Source organism: Flavobacterium limnosediminis JC2902 (assembly GCF_000498535.1).
Taxonomy (GTDB): domain Bacteria; phylum Bacteroidota; class Bacteroidia; order Flavobacteriales; family Flavobacteriaceae; genus Flavobacterium; species Flavobacterium limnosediminis.
In genome coordinates, this window is record NZ_AVGG01000001.1 from 569,515 (window position 1) to 588,878 (window position 19,364).

Consider the following 19,364-nt stretch of genomic DNA (forward strand, 5'->3'; position numbering starts at 1 on the left):
ATTATTTTCACCATTTAAATTATACGCCACATGGAACAAGTATCTGCCGCTGCCTCTTATACGCTCCGGTTTATTAATCAGACAAATAAATCCATTTTTCTTACGGGAAAAGCCGGTACTGGAAAGACCACACTGCTTCGTGAAATCATTGCGACTACCCATAAAAATACGGTTGTGGTTGCACCTACCGGAATTGCAGCACTTAATGCTGGTGGGGTAACGATTCATTCTATGTTTCAGTTGCCCTTTGCCGCCTTTATACCCGATAGTAAACCACTGCCCTATTTTTCGGAATTCGTAAAATTTGAAAACCAAGTTTCTTTAGCACGACACTTCAACATGAGCGCCATGAAACGCGCGGTAATCCGGAATATGGAACTGCTCGTAATCGATGAAGTGAGTATGCTTCGCGCCGATACGCTCGATGCCATGGATTTCATGATGCGGAAAGTACGCCTCAATGAACGTCCTTTTGGCGGAGCACAAGTATTATATATAGGAGATTTATTACAATTACCTCCTGTGGTTAAAAGTGAGGAATGGCAGGTTTTGCAGAAATATTACCGCGGTATGTTCTTTTTTCATTCTCATGTAATTCAACAATATCCGCCTTTGTACATCGAATTGGATAAGATTTTCCGACAAACGGACGATCAGTTCATTTCGGTACTGAATAATCTGAGAAACAACACGATTACTCAAACGGATGTTCAGGTTTTGAACCAGTTTGTAAAACCCGGCTTCGATGTAAAGACTAATAAAGGCTACATCATTTTGACCACGCACAACGCTAAAGCGGATGCAATTAATGTGGAATCACTAGACGCATTGTCCGAAAAACAATTCATTTATAGACCTTTGATTGTTGATGAGTTTCCGGAAAAAATCTATCCGGTCGATCCGAATCTGCAACTGAAAGTCGGCGCTCAGATCATGTTTATCAAAAACGATCTGTCGCACGAAAAGCAGTTTTTCAACGGAAAAATGGGCGTGATCAAATCGTTGGCCGATAATGAAATTCTGGTGCATTTTCCCGATGAGAACAAAACCATCGAAGTGGAACGTTATGAATGGCAGAACATTAGGTACAAAATCAACGAAAATACCAAAGAAGTAGAAGAGGAACTTTTAGGGACTTTTACCCACTTCCCTATCAAACTGGCTTGGGCGATAACCGTTCACAAAAGCCAGGGACTGACGTTTGACAAAGCTGTGTTGGATGTATCGCAGGTTTTTGCGCCCGGGCAGGCCTATGTGGCTCTTTCGCGTTTGCGTTCCTTAAACGGGCTTATTTTGCTTTCTCCGCTGCGTATGAATGGCATTTCGTCCGACGAAGAAGTACTACAGTACGCTTCGAACAAAGCAACTGAATCCGTTTTGCAGGATTCGCTAACAACCGAAACCAAGCAATATCTGTATAACACGCTGATTACCAGTTTCGATTTCAGAACGGTTATACAGGAATGGCGCAATCACAGTTTCAGTTACAAACAGGAAGCGCCGAAATCACCTAAAACCAAGCATAAAGACTGGGCCGATTTCAGTGCGGCGGAGATGGCGAAATTGGGGGACGCTTCGGTTAAATTCCAGAGTCAGTTGTACCAGTTGTTTTCCGCGAATCCTGTCGATATTACTTTTATCAGGGAACGTTGCGATGCGGCGTACAATTATTTTTTCACGCCTTTGGATGCGGTTGTGGAGGAAGTTTTACTGAAAATCGAAGAAATCAAACGCGTTAAAAAAGTAAAAGCTTTTTACGATGAACTACTTTTTCTGGAAGAACTTCAAATCAAAACAGTACTCCAACTGAAAAAGTCACTTTTGCTGCTGAAAATAATAGCCGAAGGAAAGGAAATTTCAAAGCAGAATTTAGTTTCCGACGATAGCAAACACTACAAAATCAATAAATTAGTAACGGTTACGGAAAAGTTCAGAGCCAGCCATGCCGCTTTGGTTGAAGACGATGACGATGCCTCCTACTACGAACCGAAAATGAAAAAAGCAAAACAGCCTAAAAAAGCAACCATAGAGGAAACACTGGAACTGTGGAAACAAAATCATTCCATCCACGAAATAGCGAAGCTGCGCAAACTCACGCCGGGCACTATTTTCGGGCATTTTACCAAGCTGATTCAATTGGAAGCGCTTCAACTTTCCGACATTTTACCGGAGGATAAAATAGCCGCGTTGCGTGAAGTATTTTATGATTTCAAAGGAGAAAGTCTGGGCGAATTAAAAGATATCCACGGCGAAAAATTCACCTGGGATGAATTGCGGTTGTTTAAGTCGAGTCTGAAGCCGTAGCTTTAATTGTTAAAAAGGCCTATTTTACTATTATCTCGCTAATCAAAATACCATCTTCGGATAAACCCTGAATGGAAAAAATGGTTTTTTGGGTTGCATTATTTTGTGCTATTTTAAAAGCAGTCCGACCGTTATAGTCCGTAGTTAAATTGGTTTTCCAATCTATTTCCATTAAAGAGGCAGGTCGGTTGTGATTAAATGCAGGAGTATAGTATTTTTTAGACCTGTCATAGGCGTTTGTTAGTATAAATTCGTCGAAAAGTTCCACGATATCGTTATTATACTGCTCTGTTGTGAAAACCTGGTATTTAATATAATTTTTAAAAGGTTGTTTCATTATCGCTTCTACATCTTTCATTTTTAAAGGCAATGTACTCAATTCTAATGAAGTAAGTAGTTTTCCGTTAACATATAAGAAGGCCTCTGTATCAGCGGAAGCTTCTAAATAATTCTCAATCCCTTTCCAACTCACAAAGCGTATTCCTTGGTTCCGAAGGAGAAAGCTCATAAATAATTCGTTGTTTTTACGGGAATCTTCCGGCATTTCTATTTCGTAATACGCACCAATATCAAAAACTTTTGACTTGTGTTTTTTGACTAATTTGTCCCATCGGATGCTGCTCTTACTGGATTTTTTACTTTTTATAGTGATTTCATTTAATCGGATACCGGTGTAATATTTGTATTCTTCATATTCCTTTTCAGTAAACGGTTCTTTTTTAGGTTCGCTTATTTTATACCGATTTATTTTTGGAAAAGTGCTTTTTTCTATGGTATTCAAACGTATATTTTTCGGTTGAAATGCCTCGTTTTCAGGTGATAAAAAAGAAATTTTTACAGCATCGTTTTTATACAATAACAGCTTGTTAAATTCGAAGGAATTATCGTTTTTTAGATATATTTTTTGAATTAAGGTATTGTTTTTAGCTATTAATCCGAGATAATTTGTGGCTAGCGGTGAAACAGCTCCTTTTAATTTAAAACCCGATTCAAATTCATAGGCAGGCTTTGGGTTGAAAGCCGTTATCATCTCAGCAAACGAATATCGTACAAAACCCTGAGTGAGTAATAATAAATCCAGATGTTCCAGTCTTTTTTGATTTTTCGGATCAAAGTAATATGCTGGGTTTTCAATATAGCCGGTGACATAGGGTGTAAGTAAAAAAGCGCTTTTTATCGTAGTAGTTTCATTAAAATTGGCGGTGCTTTCAGGCAAAACACTAATGCTTAATTTCGATTTTAACGGCTTGTTCTTGTTAAGAATCTTGAGATTGCATACTATCGAATCGTTTTTCGAATGGTCTTTTTCCAGGGTGACAGTCAGTTCGTTGAGCTGATTATCTACATAAAACTTTCTTTCCGCGATCGGTTCATAATTTTTGAACAACGTTATGGTATTAACCCCATTTTTTAAATGTTGCTTATCGATTTCAAGTTTTTTATTGATCATCGATTTTGGATCAATTTGAAAATAATCTATTATCGTGTGGTTCTGATGAAATAATAACGTGAAATTATGCTTGTTAAGCTCTTGGAGTAGCTTTTCCGGTGCTTTCAGTTCTATTGTCAGTTGCTGTTGATTAGAATTGTCAACGGAAAGTAAAAGCTCCCTTTTTTCATTATCAGGGATTTTCAATTTGATGATCGTATCGTTCGTTTCAATAATTGCCTGATAGGATTCCCCGGATGTATGCTTAAATTTACAAGAACTCAGTCCTGAATATTCGTTTTTAAAACGGGTAATTTCCTGATTTTTACTGTTGATAATCCTGCCGGTAAAATCAGTTCCGCTGCCATTTGTCAATAATTTTATGCCTAAAACATTTTCAGTGTCGTCCAACAAATAACCACTTTCCGGAAAAAATTGAATATCGTATTCGTTTCTGTTGGATTTATCTGTGATTGACGGTTCTTTAATGACGTTAATTTCTTTAATAAAAAAATTAGCATCGCCGAAATTTCGCATGTTATTTGTATAGGCCTGAATAAAATACTGGCCGGAGCCATTGATATTGGCAATGTCAAACTCACCCACGCCAATTCCGTTGGAAATGAAAATGTTTTTGGAATCAATCACCTGTCCTGCAGAATCGGTCAGGTTCACATATAAGAGGGTGGTTTTATTTGAAGGAAGATTGTTATTATCAGCAACATAAGCTTGAAACCAAATTACATCATCATCTAAATAGGTCGTTTTGTTGGTATGGACAAAAGCTTTTTCAAAATATAAATTATTCTTTTGAAGCGGCTCGACAATCTTGTTTTTGAAATGTTCTTGGGCGAATGCCGAATACGCAAATAAAATAATACAAACGCAAAATTTAGCCATGTGACAATACTTTTAATTCAGATGATGTGAAGCAATTTGCTTTGTATTTACTACAACCAGTACACCGCCAAAATTGCAGGAATGTAATAAATTGCAATGGTTCTCGCCCCGTCATAATCCTTGGCCAAACGTTGTCCGAAAAGCATCAACAGCAATGTGATACAGGACATTACCGCGCCATAATGACCAATGGTTGTGCTGCCGTTGGCTATCAGCTGAAAAATACCTGCCATGCATAAAGCTCCGGCAATAACTTCGGTAATCCAAACCAATCCCAAAGCGGTCGACACCTGATTTTTAATGATGGTGTTTTTAAAATGTTCGTTCAGTCCGGCAACGGTTCCCTTCCAATCGGCTATTTTCTCATATCCGGAATGCAAAAAAGTAAGCGCTAAAAAAGCCAGAATAAGTATCCCGAAAATTTCAGTATGTGTCATAGGTTATTTTTTATGAATTAAACGGGTCAGTTTTATCGACAAATCCGTCAGTATGATTTTGGCGTTTCCGTTGCGTTCGATATGGTAAATTGCATCCGAGAGTTCCTTGAAAATCTCGTTGATGTTATTGCCATTCACAAAAGGTGCAAAATTTTCCATTTTGAATTTATCCACCGTCGGTTCAATGTAAACCAGCGATGGCGACTGATAATTCAGCAACAAGGCCTGACGGAACATTTCCACGCAAAAATGCAGAAACTGCTTTTGCGCTTCACGTCCGATGCCGGCAATTTCCTCACTCCAAGTGGTTAAATCCAAAATAGCGGCTGCATTTCCTTTGGCACGAAAAGCGGCGCGAACCCACTGTACAAACCATTCCTCAAACGGATATTCCGTCGCGTCTTTGTGCAACAGATGTATGGCTTTGTTGTAATTGCCCTGCGATTGATGTGCGATTCTCAGTGCCAGTTTATCGTCGATATTTTCACGTGAAACCAAAGCATCGGCAATCACACTTTCGGGTAAACCCTGAAATTCCAATACCTGACAACGCGATAAGATGGTCTGCATGATATCATCCTGATTTTCGGTAACCAAAAGAAAGACCGTTTTTTGAGGCGGTTCCTCGAGTAATTTCAAAAGTTTGTTGGCCGTGGCGGTGTTCATTTTATCGGCCATCCAGATAATCATCACTTTATAACCGCCTTCATAGGCTTTGAGCGAAAGTGATTTCATGATTTCCTGCGCCTCGTCCACTCCTATCTGTCCCTGCTTGTTCTGAATTCCCAGCGATTTAAGCCATTCGAATAAACTTCCGTACGGATTTTCGATGACGAATTCCCGCCATTGTTTCATGAAATTCGCACTTACCGGATGACTTTTTACCTGGTCGTTGGTAGCAACCGGAAAAACAAAATGCAAATCGGGGTGTGAAAAATGTTCGAATTTTAGGTTGCAGGCTTCGTTTCCGTTGGTGTTTTCACCGGAAGTATTGGAACACAAAATGTACTGCGCATAGGCAATCGCCATGGCTAAAGTCCCCGACCCTTCCGGCCCCACAAACAATTGCGCATGGGGAATCCGACCTAAATCGGCACTTTTCGTCAAGTGACTTTTGATGTGTTGTTGTCCTAAAATTTCCTGAAATAGCATGAAGCAAAGATAACAGAAAGTTTAATCAGGGCAAGAAACAATTGCTTGGTATTCGATCACTGTTTGTAACCGATTTTTTCTCTTTGTTTTTCATTTTCCGATTTTTCAATGAGTTCGTCTAAATATTGAAAAACCAGTTCAATATTCTTCCCATGATTGTCTATTTTCTTTTTGATCTTTTCAATTTCCAGCCTAACTTCTGTATTCTCAAGTAAGAAGCTTCTCAATTTCGTAAAGACGCGGATAATCTGGATATTGACTTTTATAGCCTGATCGCTTTTCAAAACACTGGAAAGCATGGCCACGCCTTGTTCGGTGAAGCACATAGGCATATATCGCAAGCCCATTTTTATGGAATTGGAGGTCACAAATTGTGACCTCCAATTCTGAAGTTCCGTTTCGGTCATCTCAAACATGAAATCTTCGGGAAAACGTTCGCTGTTTCTGCGAACCTGTTGTTTTAAAACTTTGGTTTCAACACCGTAAAGTCTAGCTAAATAACGGTCTAACATGACTTTCTGGTTTCTGATGAAGTAGATTTGGTTCATTACCACTTCTTCGGCGATGGCTGTGAATTCGCTTGATTTTGGCATACAAATACAATTAATGTAGTAAAAATAGTATTTTTATTTTGTTTTGATGAATCGATTTAAGAAATAATCAGAATTTCAACAATTGAGAATCCGCTAAAAAAGTATAGGAAAAAAGGCTAAAAAAAGAAAAATCGTATATTTGCAGATTACAGACTAAACAATCAACAAAAAAATACACAATGAAGACTCTTGCCGATTTTAATTTTGAAGGAAAAAAAGCCATTATCCGTGTCGATTTTAACGTACCGTTGGATGACCAATTTAATGTAACCGATGCGAACCGTATTGAAGCAGCGAAACCTACAATTGATAAGATTTTAAAAGACGGAGGCAGTGTAATTTTAATGTCACACCTGGGAAGACCAAAAGGTGTTGAAGCAAAATATTCGCTGAAGCATATTGTAGCTAAAACCGCAGAAGTATTGGGCGTTCCCGTTAAATTCGCTTCCGATTGTATCGGAGAAATTGCGGAAAATGCCGTAGCGGATCTACAATCAGGTGAAGTTTTGCTCTTGGAAAATCTTCGTTTCTATGCCGAAGAAGAAAAAGGCGATGTAGCCTTTGCTGAAAAATTAGCAAAACTAGGTGACATTTACGTGAATGATGCTTTCGGAACGGCGCACAGAGCACACGCTTCGACAACCATTATCGCACAGTTTTTCCCGGAGCATAAATGTTTCGGAATGTTATTGGCGAAAGAAATCGAAAGTTTAAACAAAGTATTAAATAATTCAGAAAAACCGGTAACGGCAGTACTTGGAGGATCAAAAGTGTCTTCTAAAATTACAGTTATCGAGAACGTTCTGGATAAGATCGACCACATGATCATTGGTGGCGGAATGACGTTTACGTTTATCAAAGCGTTGGGCGGTAAAATCGGAAACTCAATTTGTGAGGATGATAAAATGGCGTTGGCGCTGGAAATCTTGGAAAAAGCCAAAGCGAAAAATGTACAGATTCACTTGCCTGTGGACATGGTTGCCGCTGATGCTTTTTCAAACGAAGCCAATACGCAGATAGTCGACGTTTACAACATTCCGGAAGGATGGCAAGGTTTGGATGTGGGTCCGAAATCATTAGAAGCCTTAAAAGACGTAATCAAAAATTCAAAAACCATCCTTTGGAACGGACCTTTAGGTGTTTTTGAATTGGATAAATTTGCTGACGGGACCATCACTTTAGGGAATTTTATTGCAGAAGCTACTAAAAACGGCGCGTTTTCTTTAGTAGGAGGCGGTGATTCTGTGGCTGCGGTTAAGCAGTTCGGATTGGAGCCGAAAATGAGCTACGTTTCCACTGGTGGCGGGGCAATGCTTGAGATGTTGGAAGGAAAAACATTACCGGGAATTGCAGCCATCGAAAATTAATTTTATACTTTTTAACAATATTTTATAAAATTATAAGTTATAAGCTATTATGTTTGCATTACTTGTAAAAGACTGAATGATAATGGATTATAAAAATGTATATATGAATAAGACAAAAGTATTTTCCCTGATTTTCGGGATTTTCTCTCTGGTTGCTACGGCCCAGGAGACCGCCGAAAAAGAGGTTCAGATTACGCAAGCCCCAAAGCTATCGTATCTTGATTCCATTAAAGCTACTTTCGCTTACCATGAGACTAGCAACTGCATCGACGAAATGTGGATGAAGGAGCTGAATAATCAAGAACTTTATGAAGAAATGCAGACGGAAATCGCTCAGGTGAATTCCGGCGAAACTGTTTCGTATAATTTATCTACTGAGCTTTTAAAAGAGCGTCTGCAAAAACTGGACGAGAAATCACCGTTTAATGTGGAGTACAATCCCACGGTGGAAAACGTGATCAAATCGTTTCTGAAAAACCGTCCACGTGCTTTTGAGCGTCTGATGGCGGTTTCGGAATATTATTTCCCGATGTTTGAAGCCAGTTTATCGAAATACGATCTTCCGTTGGAAATCAAATATTTGGCAATTGTAGAATCGGCTTTGAATCCGTTAGCAAAATCCAGAGTGGGTGCCAGCGGTTTATGGCAGTTCATGTACGAAACCGGGAAACAGTACAAACTTGAGGTGAATTCGTATGTGGATGAGCGTTACGATCCGTTGAAAGCTACCGAAGCCGCGTGCCAGTATTTCACCAATATGTATAAAATTTTTGGAGATTGGGATTTGGTATTGGCTTCGTATAATACCGGACCCGGAAATATTTCCAAAGCGATCCGTCGTTCGGGCGGGCAGACCAATTACTGGAACATCAGAAAGCACATGCATCCGGAAACTCAGGGTTATTTGCCAGCATTCTATGCAACGATGTACATCTACGAATACAGAAAAGAGCACGGCATCGTACCTAAAAAAGCTTCGACGACTTACTTTGAAACCGATACGGTAATGGTAAAAAAACAGATGTCGTTCAAACAGATTGCCGATTTGCTGGACATGCCGGAAGAACAGTTGCGTTTCTTAAATCCGATTTACAAACGCAATGTGGTGCCGTTCGTTTCCGATAAAGCCCATTATATCCGTCTGCCGAAAAATAAATTGGCAATTTTCACTTCCAACGAAGACAAGGTGTATACCTATATCGATTACGAAGACAGCAAAAGAGAAAGACAGCAATTCAAAGTGAAAAAACCGAGAACGATCGTTTCCGATTCGACTCAAACAGCGATTGCGTCCAATGCCGAAACCGCTGATTTTGAGGAAGAAGTGGTGAAAACAAAATCGGTTAAAAAAATTAAAACGAAAATCCACACGGTTAAAAGCGGGGACAACCTTTCCGAGATCTCCGATAAATACAATGTGTCCGTTGCCGATTTGAAAAAATGGAATAAAATAAAAGGAACCGCTGTCAATAAAGGGCAGAAACTGAAAATCCAATACGAAACTTCAGTAGTGGTTGCCGAAAAATCGTCGGTTAAGAAGAAAAAGGACACGGTTAAAACGGAAGATCCAATCGTAAAAACTGCGGAGCCTAAAACTGAAGTTGCTGCAAATGAGAAAATTTACGTGGTGCAAAAAGGAGAGAATCTTACGCAAATAGCTAAGAAAAACAATGTAACCATCGCACAACTAAATGAATGGAATAAACTTGATAATGAAGGAATCAAAGCCGGTCAGGAATTGAAAATCCAGGCTACTGAAGATGCAGTTGCTTCGGTCGAGAAAGACGAGAAACAAGATACCAAGAAATCGATTAAGGAAAGAAGTCTTGAAAAAGAACACATGTATGTGGTTCAGAAAGGTGATTCTTTACTTAGCATTTCCAAAAAGAAGGGTACTACGGTAGCCAAGATCAGAAAACTCAACAACATTGACGGGGATAATATTAGACCTGGCATGAAACTCAAAATCAACGGATAATTTAGTAAATTCGCTTTTCAAAACAACACTGTGAGAAAAGCGAATTTTTTTTTCGGCCTGCTCCTGCTTCTGTTTTTAACCGCCTGCGAGAAAACGGTTAAGAAGGATGATTTGGTTTTACCGGCATCCACCGGAAACATCAATTCGGTTTCCGTTATTATCGATGATGTTTTGTGGAATGGTGAAATCGGTGATGTGCTCCGAAAAAAACTGGCCGCTCCTGTTGACGGTCTTCAGGAAGAAGAACCGCTTTTTACCCTGAATCAGTATTCCCCGAAAATTTTCAACAGCAATGTGAAACTGGCCCGCAATATCGTGGTTATTTCCAAAGCGCCCGAACCCGAGTTCAAACACGTGATGGACAAGTACGCCGTACCGCAAAATATCTTTTACATCAGCGGGCACAATTGGAATGAAATTATCCAGACCATAGAATTGCATTCGGATGCATTAACCGGCAGCATCAGTTATTCTGAAATAATCGAAAGTCAGAAAGCAACCGCTGAAGCATTGTTTGACGATAAGAAAATCCGTCAGAAATTCAATGTTTCAATGCAGATTCCCAATACCTTCAGTTATGCCCTTATGAAGAACCGGTTTGTCTGGCTTAAGAAGGATATGCCGTCGGGAAATTCGAGTTTGCTTATTTATCAGGTACCGCTTTCGGCGTATAAACACGGAAATGTGGTGGATAATACGATTCGCATTCGGGATTCCATCGGAAAAAAATACATACATGGAATGTTGGACAAATCCAGCATGCGCACCGAGGAAAGTTATTATCCTTATGTTTCGGAAACCAAAATCGACGAGAAACCCGCTTTCGAAATGCGCGGTACCTGGGAACTGCAGAACAACTTCATGAACGGTCCGTTTCTGAACTATGTGATAAAAGATACCCGAAACAGACGTTACATCATTGTGGAAGGTTTCGCTTATAATCCGTCGAGTACCAAAAGAGATGTGATTTTTGAGTTGGAATCGATTATAAAATCCACACAATTTCTAAAACCAAAGAAAAAATGAAGCCGGAATTCAAAATAAAGCCTTTTAAGGCACTTTCTCTCGCTGAACTATACCAAATACTGCAATTGCGTTCCGAAGTGTTTGTAGTGGAACAAAATTGCGTTTATCAGGACATTGACGGTAAGGACGAGAAAGCGCTGCATGTTTTAGCAGTGTATGAAGGCGTTCTGGTGGCTTATGCGCGTTTATTTGCTCCGGGGGATTATTTTGAGAATGCATCGATCGGAAGGGTGATTGTAAAACCCGGTTATCGCGATAAGAAATGGGGTCATGATCTGATAAAGGAATCCATAAAAGGAATTTCGGAACACTTTGGCGCATCGAAAATCACCATATCGGCACAACTGTACCTGCAGAAGTTTTATGAAAGTCACGGATTTGTGCCAACGAGCGAAATGTATCTGGAAGACGATATTCCGCACATCGAAATGAAACGGGGTTAATCGATGCTGGTAATGCTGATTTCCACGCGTTTGTTGTTGCGTTCCTTCTCATTTTCCAAAGGATAATCACGTCCGAAACCCTTGTAACTCATGCGTTCTTCGGGAATTCCGTTGGCCTTTAGGTAAGCGAAAATGGCTTTGGCCCTGGATTCGGAAAGGTTACTGATTCCGGTATCCTCGTCTACGGCATCACGAAAATATTGGGTATCGATGCAGCACACATGGCCTTGGATCTGAAATTTAAAATTCGGATTGTTTCTCAGTTCGTTCAGGAGTTTCTCCAGTTGTTTTTCGGATTTACGCAACAATACCGCACGTCCTCCTTCAAAATACAAATCCTTCAACTTGATGATATCCCCTACCTTTAACGGGCGGTCTTCAAACGTTTTGAGACGAAGCTGACGGTTTTCCACCTGCACTTTCGTTGGAAGGGAATCCTTTGGCTTGCTTAAATCGATAAAATCATTGTGAAAATATTCCAGATAAATGTCCACCCTACGGTTTAATTGTCGTGTGGCGTCTAACTCATCTTCGCTGAGTTGCAGTTCGGTAATCCGTAAATCGATTTTACCCCTTCCTTCCACGTTTTTCTGTTTGGAGGCAATTTCCTGAAGGATGTCGGATACGGTTTTGGCACGTCGTTGCGACAGCGCTCTGTTGTATTCGATACTTCCTCTGTCGTCGCAGAAACCTTCAAGACCTATGGAAAGAATTACGATGTTCCCCAGACTTTTTATGTAATCGTTGAGTCTTTGGTCTTCCTCATCGGTTAGTTTGTGCTTGTCGAAATCAAAATAAACGGAATATTTATCGGTCTTCACCTGCGTTAGTTCCTGAGAATGGCTAATGGTAAGGCCGAATAAAAAAAGGAAAGTGAAAATTTGCTTCATAAGCTGTTAGATTTTCGTAATAACCAATTCCACACGTCTGTCCTGATCCGGACCATTTCCCAAAGGCCTGGTGTTTCCGTAGCCTTTAAAAGTCATTCTGTTTTTGTCGATTCGTTTACTAATCAGATACTTGTAGACCGTTTCTGCCCTGTTTATCGAGAGCATTCTTTTTCGGGTATCTTTATCGATGGCTTCCCTCTGAAACGTTGGGGTGCAACAGATATGCCCCTGTATTTCAAAATTAATGTTTTTGTATTTGTGCAGAAGACGCGCAATGCGCTCCAGTTCCAGTTTTGATTTTGAGGTAAGCTTGCTGCTGCCGTTGTCGAATAAAATCTTATCCAGATAGATGCGGTCGCCTACAATCAGATCCTTTTTGATGTCTTTGTAAACTCCCGGTATCGGTTTTGGCGGCACCGGTTTGAAGTTCATCACCACGTCGACACGTCGGTTTTTCTGGCGTACTTCGGGAAGGTTTTCAATAATATCGTCATCAATCAGAATACGTCCTTTTCCTTCAATGGTAACGATAATCACGTTTTTGATTCCTTTTTCAATCAGTTTGTTTTTTATCGTGTTGGCCCTGTTGCTGGACAGTTTGTAATTGTAGGCATCTTTTCCCCTGTCATCGCAATAGCCGTATATCTGAACGCTTTCGATTCTTGAGGTGTCAATCGCTTTCACGAAGGCTACCACCTCGTTCGCCTGTTTTTCATCAAGGCGGAATTTATCGAACTCGAAATACACGGAATGTACTACTTCTTCCTGCGCATTGGCAAGATGTGTAAGCAGCAGCAACAGGAATACAATTTTTTTCATTTTAGTGATGACTACGGTCTTTAATCCGGTGCAGGTTAATATCTGACGGCGGGTGAATCAGTATAGGGTATTGTTCTACTTTTACCGAGCTGCTGTCCAATCCAAATGCTTCTTCTTCTGATAGACTGACTTTTTTCAGCAAAAAGTAAAGATCTAAAATTATTCTTTCATACCATGGGAAATCATTGTCATACGACATAAACTTCTCAATAAGAACGAATTTGAAATCGCCGATTACATTATTTCTGTGCAACGATTCGTAGCGGCTGGTAATGTCTACTTCTCCGTTTTTCACCATATCCTGCACCACTTTTTTGAAAAGCAGGTTAATACGCGGTGCCACACGGAAGCCCAGATAGAAATCCACACGGATAATGTCGTCTTTTACCATTTCGCGTACACGGTATTCCATTTCATAAGGCTCATCGGTCACATTCACGTGTACAAACCAATAAATATCGGCGCGTTTTGGTCGTTTTTGTAAAATCGAATATACAATTTTTGATTCAATTTCCTCACTCATCCCTGAGTTGGTTAGGTAAATCAGGTGTGTGGCATATTTCGGAATGGAAAGGTCGTTACTCAAATCGGATATTACCTTTTTGAAGTTGTCGAGCTTCACGAATTCGGTGTATTCTTTTCTGATTTTCTTCGCCGTGAACCAAATCACCATCACAAAGGCCAGGATACCGGCTATAAATACCGAAACGTAACCGCCGTGAGGGAATTTTTCAATATTGGCTAAGAAGAAGGAGAATTCAATCGATAAATAGGTCACCAGAACTAGAATGATAAAGATCGGATTGTAGCGTTTTAAGACCATAAAGAAACCTAACAAAATAGTGGTCATGATCATACAAAGAACGATAGCCAGACCGTAGGCCGCTTCCATGTTTCCGGATTCTTCAAAGTGCACTACAATGAATACACAGCCTAGGAATAACAACCAGTTGATGGACGGAATGTACAATTGCCCTTTTAATTCGGTTGGATATTTCACGCGTACTTTCGGCCATAAGTTCAGACGCATGGCTTCCGAAATCAGGGTGAACGAACCACTGATCAAGGCCTGTGATGCGATAACGGCCGCTGAAGTGGCAATCGCGATCCCGAACGGTAAAAACCAATCCGGCATTACCAAATAGAAAGGATTTCCTGGGTTACTTGCGCTGCCGCTCAATTCGGTTAAGGTTTTTCCGCTGTTGGCAATCAGATAAGCACCCTGCCCGAAATAGTTGATTACTAACATGGTTTTTACGAAAATCCAGCTGATACGGATGTTTTTAATTCCGCAGTGACCCAAATCGCTGTACAACGCCTCGGCTCCCGTAGTACAAAGGAAGACATACCCCAAAACATAGAAACCTTCGTGGTGTACCTGCAATAAATGAATGGCATAATACGGATTTAAGGCCTTAAGGACAGCGATGTTCCCTAACAAATGGATCGCTCCCAAGACGCCCAACATTCCGAACCAAAGTAACATCATCGGGCCGAAAAACTTACCGACAAATTTGGTTCCGAAGCGTTGTATGAAAAAGAGAATGAACAGAATCGCGATAACAATCGGAATCGTATTTAAATCGTGGTTGTACGTCTTTAATCCCTCAATTGCGGAGGATACTGAAATGGGCGGAGTAATGATACCGTCCGCCAAAAGAGCACTCCCTCCAATGATGGCGGGCACCAGCAACCATTTTTTCTTTAGTTTTTTAACCAAAGTGTACAGGGAAAAAATACCACCCTCCCCTTTGTTGTCCGCCCTAAGCGTTAAAACTACATATTTTAAAGTAGTTTGTAGGGTCAGTGTCCAGAAAATACAGGAAATGGCACCAAGAACAACGTCCGGGTTAATCGCCTGCTTGCCAACAATGGCCTTCATTACGTAAAGCGGAGAAGTACCAATGTCTCCGTAAATAATCCCTAAGGTTACAATTAAACCGCCTAACGTTAATTTATTCAGGTGGTTGCTGCTGTGTGAACTCACTTTATTAAAATTTAAATAAGCGCAAAATTATCATAAAAAAGTACAGAAGAACTAAAAAGCGTAGGAAATTTAGTTTTTCAGAATTTTATTATATTCCGCACTGTTGTTTAAGATGGCGACTGCCTTTGAAATTTCAACATTACTTTTCGTGTAATATTGGTACAAACCTTCTCTGTATTGGTAGCGTTTAATGATTTCGTCCAACAGTAAATCTTTAATTTCGGCTTTGTTTTTTTCGAGTTCTTTTTCTTCGCTTCGCTGTAAAGCCAAGAGTAATTGCTGATATTCTGCAGCGATGGATTCGTCTATTTTTTCTTTTTTGGCGATAGCCAACGTATTTTTCAGGGCGATTTCCGTCTCGGTATCCAACTGGAAATTGTCTTTTTTAAGAAAGTTTTTGAAAGTGGCAAAATCGGCATCGGTAAGCGTCGGAACGGTATTTCCCTGATTCGGGTTTTTATAGTAATACTCGGTTGCGAAATTGAAGATGCCATCGCTTTTCAGTAAGGCGGCTGCAATGGTACTCTGTTTGGCTTCTGTCAGTTCCACATCCGGCTGGATGCCTCCGCCATCGTAAACGGTTCTTCCTTTTTTGGTCTTAAAGGCGTTGTAATTTTTGGATTCGGTGCGGATGGCTTTCCCGTCCTTGTCCTTATGCGTATAGTCCAAAGCCTGGATGCAACGTCCGGAAGGCGTGTAATATCTGGAAATGGTGACTTTTACCTGAGTGCCATACGTCAGATCCAACGGTCGTTGTACCAATCCTTTTCCAAAACTTCGCGCGCCCACAATTACGGCTCTGTCCAAATCCTGTAGCGCACCGGCCACGATTTCGGAGGCCGAGGCACTTTTTCCGTCCACCAAAACCACCAGCGGAATTTCCAGATCTATCGGCCCTCTTTGTGTTTTGTAGGTGTTGTTGTGTTTCTCGGATTTTGATTTTGTGGTTACGATAACCTCGTTTTGCGGCACAAACAGGTTGCAGATGTTCACCGCTTCGTGCAATAAACCGCCCGGATTTCCGCGTAAATCAAGAATTATTTTAGTGGCGCCCTCCCCTTTCAGTTTGGTTAGAGCGTCTTTCACTTCAAGGGAAGCTTTGGAATTAAACTGGGACAGTACGATATAGCCCGTCGTTTTATCGGATAGCAACGCATAAAACGGAACGGCCTTCACCTCTACTTCATCCAGCGTGATTTGCGTAGTCAACAATTTCCCCTGGCGCTTGTATTTGATATCGACTTTGGAGTTTTTGGCGCCGCGTAACAGTGTTCCGGCATCTTCCTTGAAATCCACCAGATTCACATCGCCAATCTGAATAATTTCGTCTCCGGCTTTGAGTCCGGCCTTGTCGGCTGGGAAATTTTTATAGGGCTCCACGACAATTAATCGTCCTTCCTTGCGGTTGATCATCGCTCCGATTCCGGTGTATTCCCCGGTCGAATTGATCTTGAAACGCGCCACATCCTGCTCGTTGAAGTAGTTGGTGTACGGGTCCAGATCGGCCAGCATGTTTTTGATGGCTTTGTCCATTAATTCTCCCGGATTCACTTCGTCCACGTAATTCTGGTTTACGGTTTTGAAAAGGGTCGTGAAGATTTCAATCTGTTTCGCGATTTCAAAAAAATCTTGTTTGAAACTCGCGCCTACAAACAAAAATCCGCCCGCAAGGACCGGGAGGATGTATTTTCTTTTTAGTACTGCTACCATTTTTTAAGTCTTTTTTCGTCGGATCCGTCTTCGTATAAGGAGGAACCCTGCTACGAAAATAAGGATAAAAGGCCAAACGTAAAGCATTCCGGGGAAGAAAGTTACTATGTTGTTGCGTCCTTCCGGATACGTTCCTAACTTCAGTTTCTGAAAATTACCGCAGATTCAGAGATTAAAAGCGAAATCCTTATAAATAATCTGCGAATCTGCGGTTATCTTTATAATAAATTTTTGGCCATTTAATTTGTGGACAGTGTTTTTAATCAAACGTATAACGTACTAATTTTTAGACTAAATTTGATATAAGTCGGATTCAAAATAAGAGCCTATGAATACGTTGTCGGATAAGAAGACTGTAAGACTGGAGTCGTTGGATTTTCTCCGGGGATTGATAATGGTGCTGCTGGTATTGGACAGTACCGGATGTTATGAGTATATCCGGGAGGCAATCTCCGACAAAGGAAGTTTCGGATTCGTCATTATAAGTCAATTTTTTCATATACACTGGCAGGGCTTGCATTTCTGGGATCTGGTTCAGCCCTTATTCATGTTTATGGCAGGGGCAGCCATGGCGTATTCCTTATCGAAACAGTCAGCCGACGGTGTTCGGTGGAAAGACAGATTTATAAAAATAGCCAAACGCAGCGCGCTGTTGTTGTTCTTCGGACTGTTCAAAAGAATAAGCGACCCGGACTGGCTTTCATTGGAAACCCTAGATGTAACGGATATCCTTACGCAATTGGCTTTTACAACCCTTATCGCTTTTTTTCTTTTCGATTTAAAAATCAAATACCAGCTATTAGCCTGTTTCGGTATTTTGCTGCTGACCGATGTTCTCTATCGCTTTTGTGCTGCTCCCGGATTCAATCAGGGCTATACGGAATTTCAAAACTTCGGAAATTATGTCGACTGGATTTTATTCGGACAAAAACCAAATGAATACGTGTTTATAAACTGGTTACCAACAGCCGTGCATACCATCGCGGGAACCATTGTCGGTAAAATTATTATGCAGGCTAACAAGCAGTTGCGAATTTTTATACTGTCCGGATTGGTTTTATTGCTAATTGGTTACGGATTGGATTTCCTGAATCTAATCCCCATGATCAAACGAATAGCGACCGTTTCCTTCATAACCGCATCCCTGGGTTTTGCACTCCTCTTTCTGGCGCTGAGTTATTGGTGGATTGATGTACGCCTGCATAAAAAGGGGTTGCTGTTCTTTCAGGTGTTCGGTATGAACTCCATTTTTATTTACCTGTTCAGTGAAATTGTGGGCCGGAACTGGCTTAACGGCTACGGTATAATGATTTTATCCCCGATATTCAAAATGATGAATATGGGGGATCACCTGATACTTGTTTTTTCGTCACTAAGCGTATTTGCCGTTGAATGGTACATTTGTTTTTTCCTGTATAAGAAGAAACTGTTTTTTAAGTTATGATGCTTTTTTTCGTCGGAATCGTCTTCGAATAAGGAAGAATGCTGCTATGGAAACAAGGATAAACGGCCAAACGTAAAGCATTCCGAGAAAGAAAGTAGCGACATTGTTGAAACCGCCCCGGAGCGCCTTTCCCATTTTTCCGGAAAAGGAAGCGGTAGCACCACTTTCGGAAGGTTTATTAGTGTACATTTCCAGATGGACAGTGCTCATGGCCACCTGACTCTGAAGGAATTTCAACCGCCCTTCCTTGGCTTCGATTTCTTCGCGTACCTCCGAAAGCGAACTTTCAATTTCCAGCATTTCCGAAACTTTGGTGGCTTTGCCCAACAATTCGAAATACCTTTTTTCCAGGATTCTTTTCGCAGTCAGCCGCGCTTCCACATCGATGTATTCTTCGGTAACGTCTTCGGCTGAAATTTCCTTTCGGTCAAAATGGTTCACACCCTGACTGATTTCCGCAATAAAGGCATCAAAAGCGGCACTGGGTATCCGAATGGTAATGTTTCTGAAAAGTAAGGCGTCATTTTGACCCGACAGATCATTCTGCACCGAGGCTTTGTGTTTTGTGATGGCAGTTTTAACCGATACAAAGGATTCCTCAAGATCGGCGGTTTCAAAACGCAACCTAGCGGTTTTGATGATTTTGGGCTGAAGATCCTCTGTTCTGACCGACACCGAAGCAGCCATTTGTGCTCCAGAATCTTCTTTTGGTGGCGGCGGTAGCAGACTTGTTTCCACAACAGCGTCCTCGGTTGCTGCAGCCACTGCAACTTCTTCATCAGTATCGGAAATCATCATCATTTTGTCTTCCGAAACGGCGTCTTTGCAGGCCATCGGAATTAGTAATAGCGATAAATACAGCACTAACGTTCTCATAAGCTTTTG

15 protein-coding genes are annotated in these 19,364 nt (G+C 40.9%); 6 read left to right on the top strand and 9 right to left on the bottom strand.

Features of this window, described 5'->3' with window-relative positions:
• The first annotated feature begins 30 nt into the window (after positions 1–30).
• Positions 31–2,304: a helix-turn-helix domain-containing protein gene (locus FLJC2902T_RS02555; RefSeq protein ID WP_023578223.1), complete on the top strand. Its 2,274-nt coding sequence runs from the start codon at positions 31–33 to the stop codon at positions 2,302–2,304.
• A 19-nt stretch (positions 2,305–2,323) separates the two neighbouring features.
• Here FLJC2902T_RS02555 and FLJC2902T_RS02560 read toward each other — a convergent pair whose 3' ends face one another.
• The 4 genes from FLJC2902T_RS02560 to FLJC2902T_RS02575 are packed head-to-tail and all read right to left on the bottom strand — an operon-like array spanning position 2,324 to position 6,815.
• Positions 2,324–4,633 (bottom strand): hypothetical protein, encoded by a 2,310-nt coding sequence (locus tag FLJC2902T_RS02560; protein ID WP_023578224.1) that lies wholly within the window; start codon positions 4,631–4,633, stop codon positions 2,324–2,326.
• 50 nt (positions 4,634–4,683) lie between these two features.
• Positions 4,684–5,070 (bottom strand): hypothetical protein, encoded by a 387-nt coding sequence (locus tag FLJC2902T_RS02565; protein ID WP_023578225.1) that lies wholly within the window; start codon positions 5,068–5,070, stop codon positions 4,684–4,686.
• 3 nt (positions 5,071–5,073) lie between these two features.
• The gene (locus FLJC2902T_RS02570) at positions 5,074–6,222 is read right to left on the bottom strand and encodes a DNA polymerase III subunit (protein ID WP_035676765.1); all 1,149 of its coding nucleotides are present in this window, start codon (positions 6,220–6,222) and stop codon (positions 5,074–5,076) included.
• A gap of 56 nt (positions 6,223–6,278) precedes the next feature.
• On the bottom strand, positions 6,279–6,815 hold the full coding sequence (locus FLJC2902T_RS02575; RefSeq protein ID WP_023578227.1) for an ORF6N domain-containing protein: 537 nt from the start codon (positions 6,813–6,815) through the stop codon (positions 6,279–6,281).
• Positions 6,816–6,994: 179 nt separating this feature from the next.
• Here FLJC2902T_RS02575 and FLJC2902T_RS02580 point away from each other — a divergent pair, with 179 nt between their 5' ends.
• The 4 genes from FLJC2902T_RS02580 to FLJC2902T_RS02595 all read left to right on the top strand — a co-directional run bounded on the left by FLJC2902T_RS02580 (position 6,995) and on the right by FLJC2902T_RS02595 (position 11,629).
• Positions 6,995–8,182: a phosphoglycerate kinase gene (locus FLJC2902T_RS02580; protein WP_023578228.1), complete on the top strand. Its 1,188-nt coding sequence runs from the start codon at positions 6,995–6,997 to the stop codon at positions 8,180–8,182.
• Between the two features lie 103 nt (positions 8,183–8,285).
• Positions 8,286–10,160 (top strand): lytic transglycosylase domain-containing protein, encoded by a 1,875-nt coding sequence (locus tag FLJC2902T_RS02585; RefSeq protein WP_035676902.1) that lies wholly within the window; start codon positions 8,286–8,288, stop codon positions 10,158–10,160.
• Positions 10,161–10,190: 30 nt separating this feature from the next.
• Positions 10,191–11,186, top strand: coding sequence for a DUF4837 family protein (locus tag FLJC2902T_RS02590; RefSeq protein ID WP_035676768.1), 996 nt, complete (start codon positions 10,191–10,193; stop codon positions 11,184–11,186).
• Complete coding sequence (locus FLJC2902T_RS02595) at positions 11,183–11,629, top strand: GNAT family N-acetyltransferase (protein WP_023578230.1); 447 nt, start codon at positions 11,183–11,185, stop codon at positions 11,627–11,629. Before FLJC2902T_RS02590 ends, FLJC2902T_RS02595 begins: the two co-directional genes overlap by 4 nt.
• Here the strand turns inward: FLJC2902T_RS02595 and FLJC2902T_RS15700 are convergent.
• The 4 genes from FLJC2902T_RS15700 to FLJC2902T_RS02615 form a co-directional block, all read right to left on the bottom strand.
• Entirely contained in the window at positions 11,626–12,519 is an 894-nt protein-coding gene (locus FLJC2902T_RS15700; RefSeq protein ID WP_023578231.1) for an OmpA family protein, read from the bottom strand. The genes FLJC2902T_RS02595 and FLJC2902T_RS15700 overlap by 4 nt on opposite strands.
• Before the next feature lie 6 nt (positions 12,520–12,525).
• Positions 12,526–13,338, bottom strand: a complete 813-nt coding sequence (locus tag FLJC2902T_RS02605; protein WP_023578232.1) for an OmpA family protein — start codon at positions 13,336–13,338, stop codon at positions 12,526–12,528.
• A gap of 1 nt (position 13,339) precedes the next feature.
• Positions 13,340–15,325 carry a KUP/HAK/KT family potassium transporter gene (locus tag FLJC2902T_RS02610; protein WP_023578233.1) on the bottom strand — a complete coding sequence of 662 codons (1,986 nt, stop codon included), beginning with the start codon at positions 15,323–15,325 and terminating at the stop codon, positions 13,340–13,342.
• A 69-nt stretch (positions 15,326–15,394) separates the two neighbouring features.
• On the bottom strand, positions 15,395–17,035 hold the full coding sequence (locus tag FLJC2902T_RS02615; RefSeq protein WP_023578234.1) for a S41 family peptidase: 1,641 nt from the start codon (positions 17,033–17,035) through the stop codon (positions 15,395–15,397).
• 328 nt (positions 17,036–17,363) lie between these two features.
• Here FLJC2902T_RS02615 and FLJC2902T_RS02620 point away from each other — a divergent pair, with 328 nt between their 5' ends.
• Positions 17,364–18,479, top strand: coding sequence for an acyltransferase family protein (locus tag FLJC2902T_RS02620; protein ID WP_023578235.1), 1,116 nt, complete (start codon positions 17,364–17,366; stop codon positions 18,477–18,479).
• Here FLJC2902T_RS02620 and FLJC2902T_RS02625 read toward each other — a convergent pair.
• The gene (locus FLJC2902T_RS02625; RefSeq protein WP_023578236.1) at positions 18,474–19,355 is read right to left on the bottom strand and encodes a DUF4349 domain-containing protein; all 882 of its coding nucleotides are present in this window, start codon (positions 19,353–19,355) and stop codon (positions 18,474–18,476) included. The two genes, FLJC2902T_RS02620 and FLJC2902T_RS02625, sit on opposite strands and share 6 nt — an antisense overlap.
• Positions 19,356–19,364: the final 9 nt, after the last annotated feature.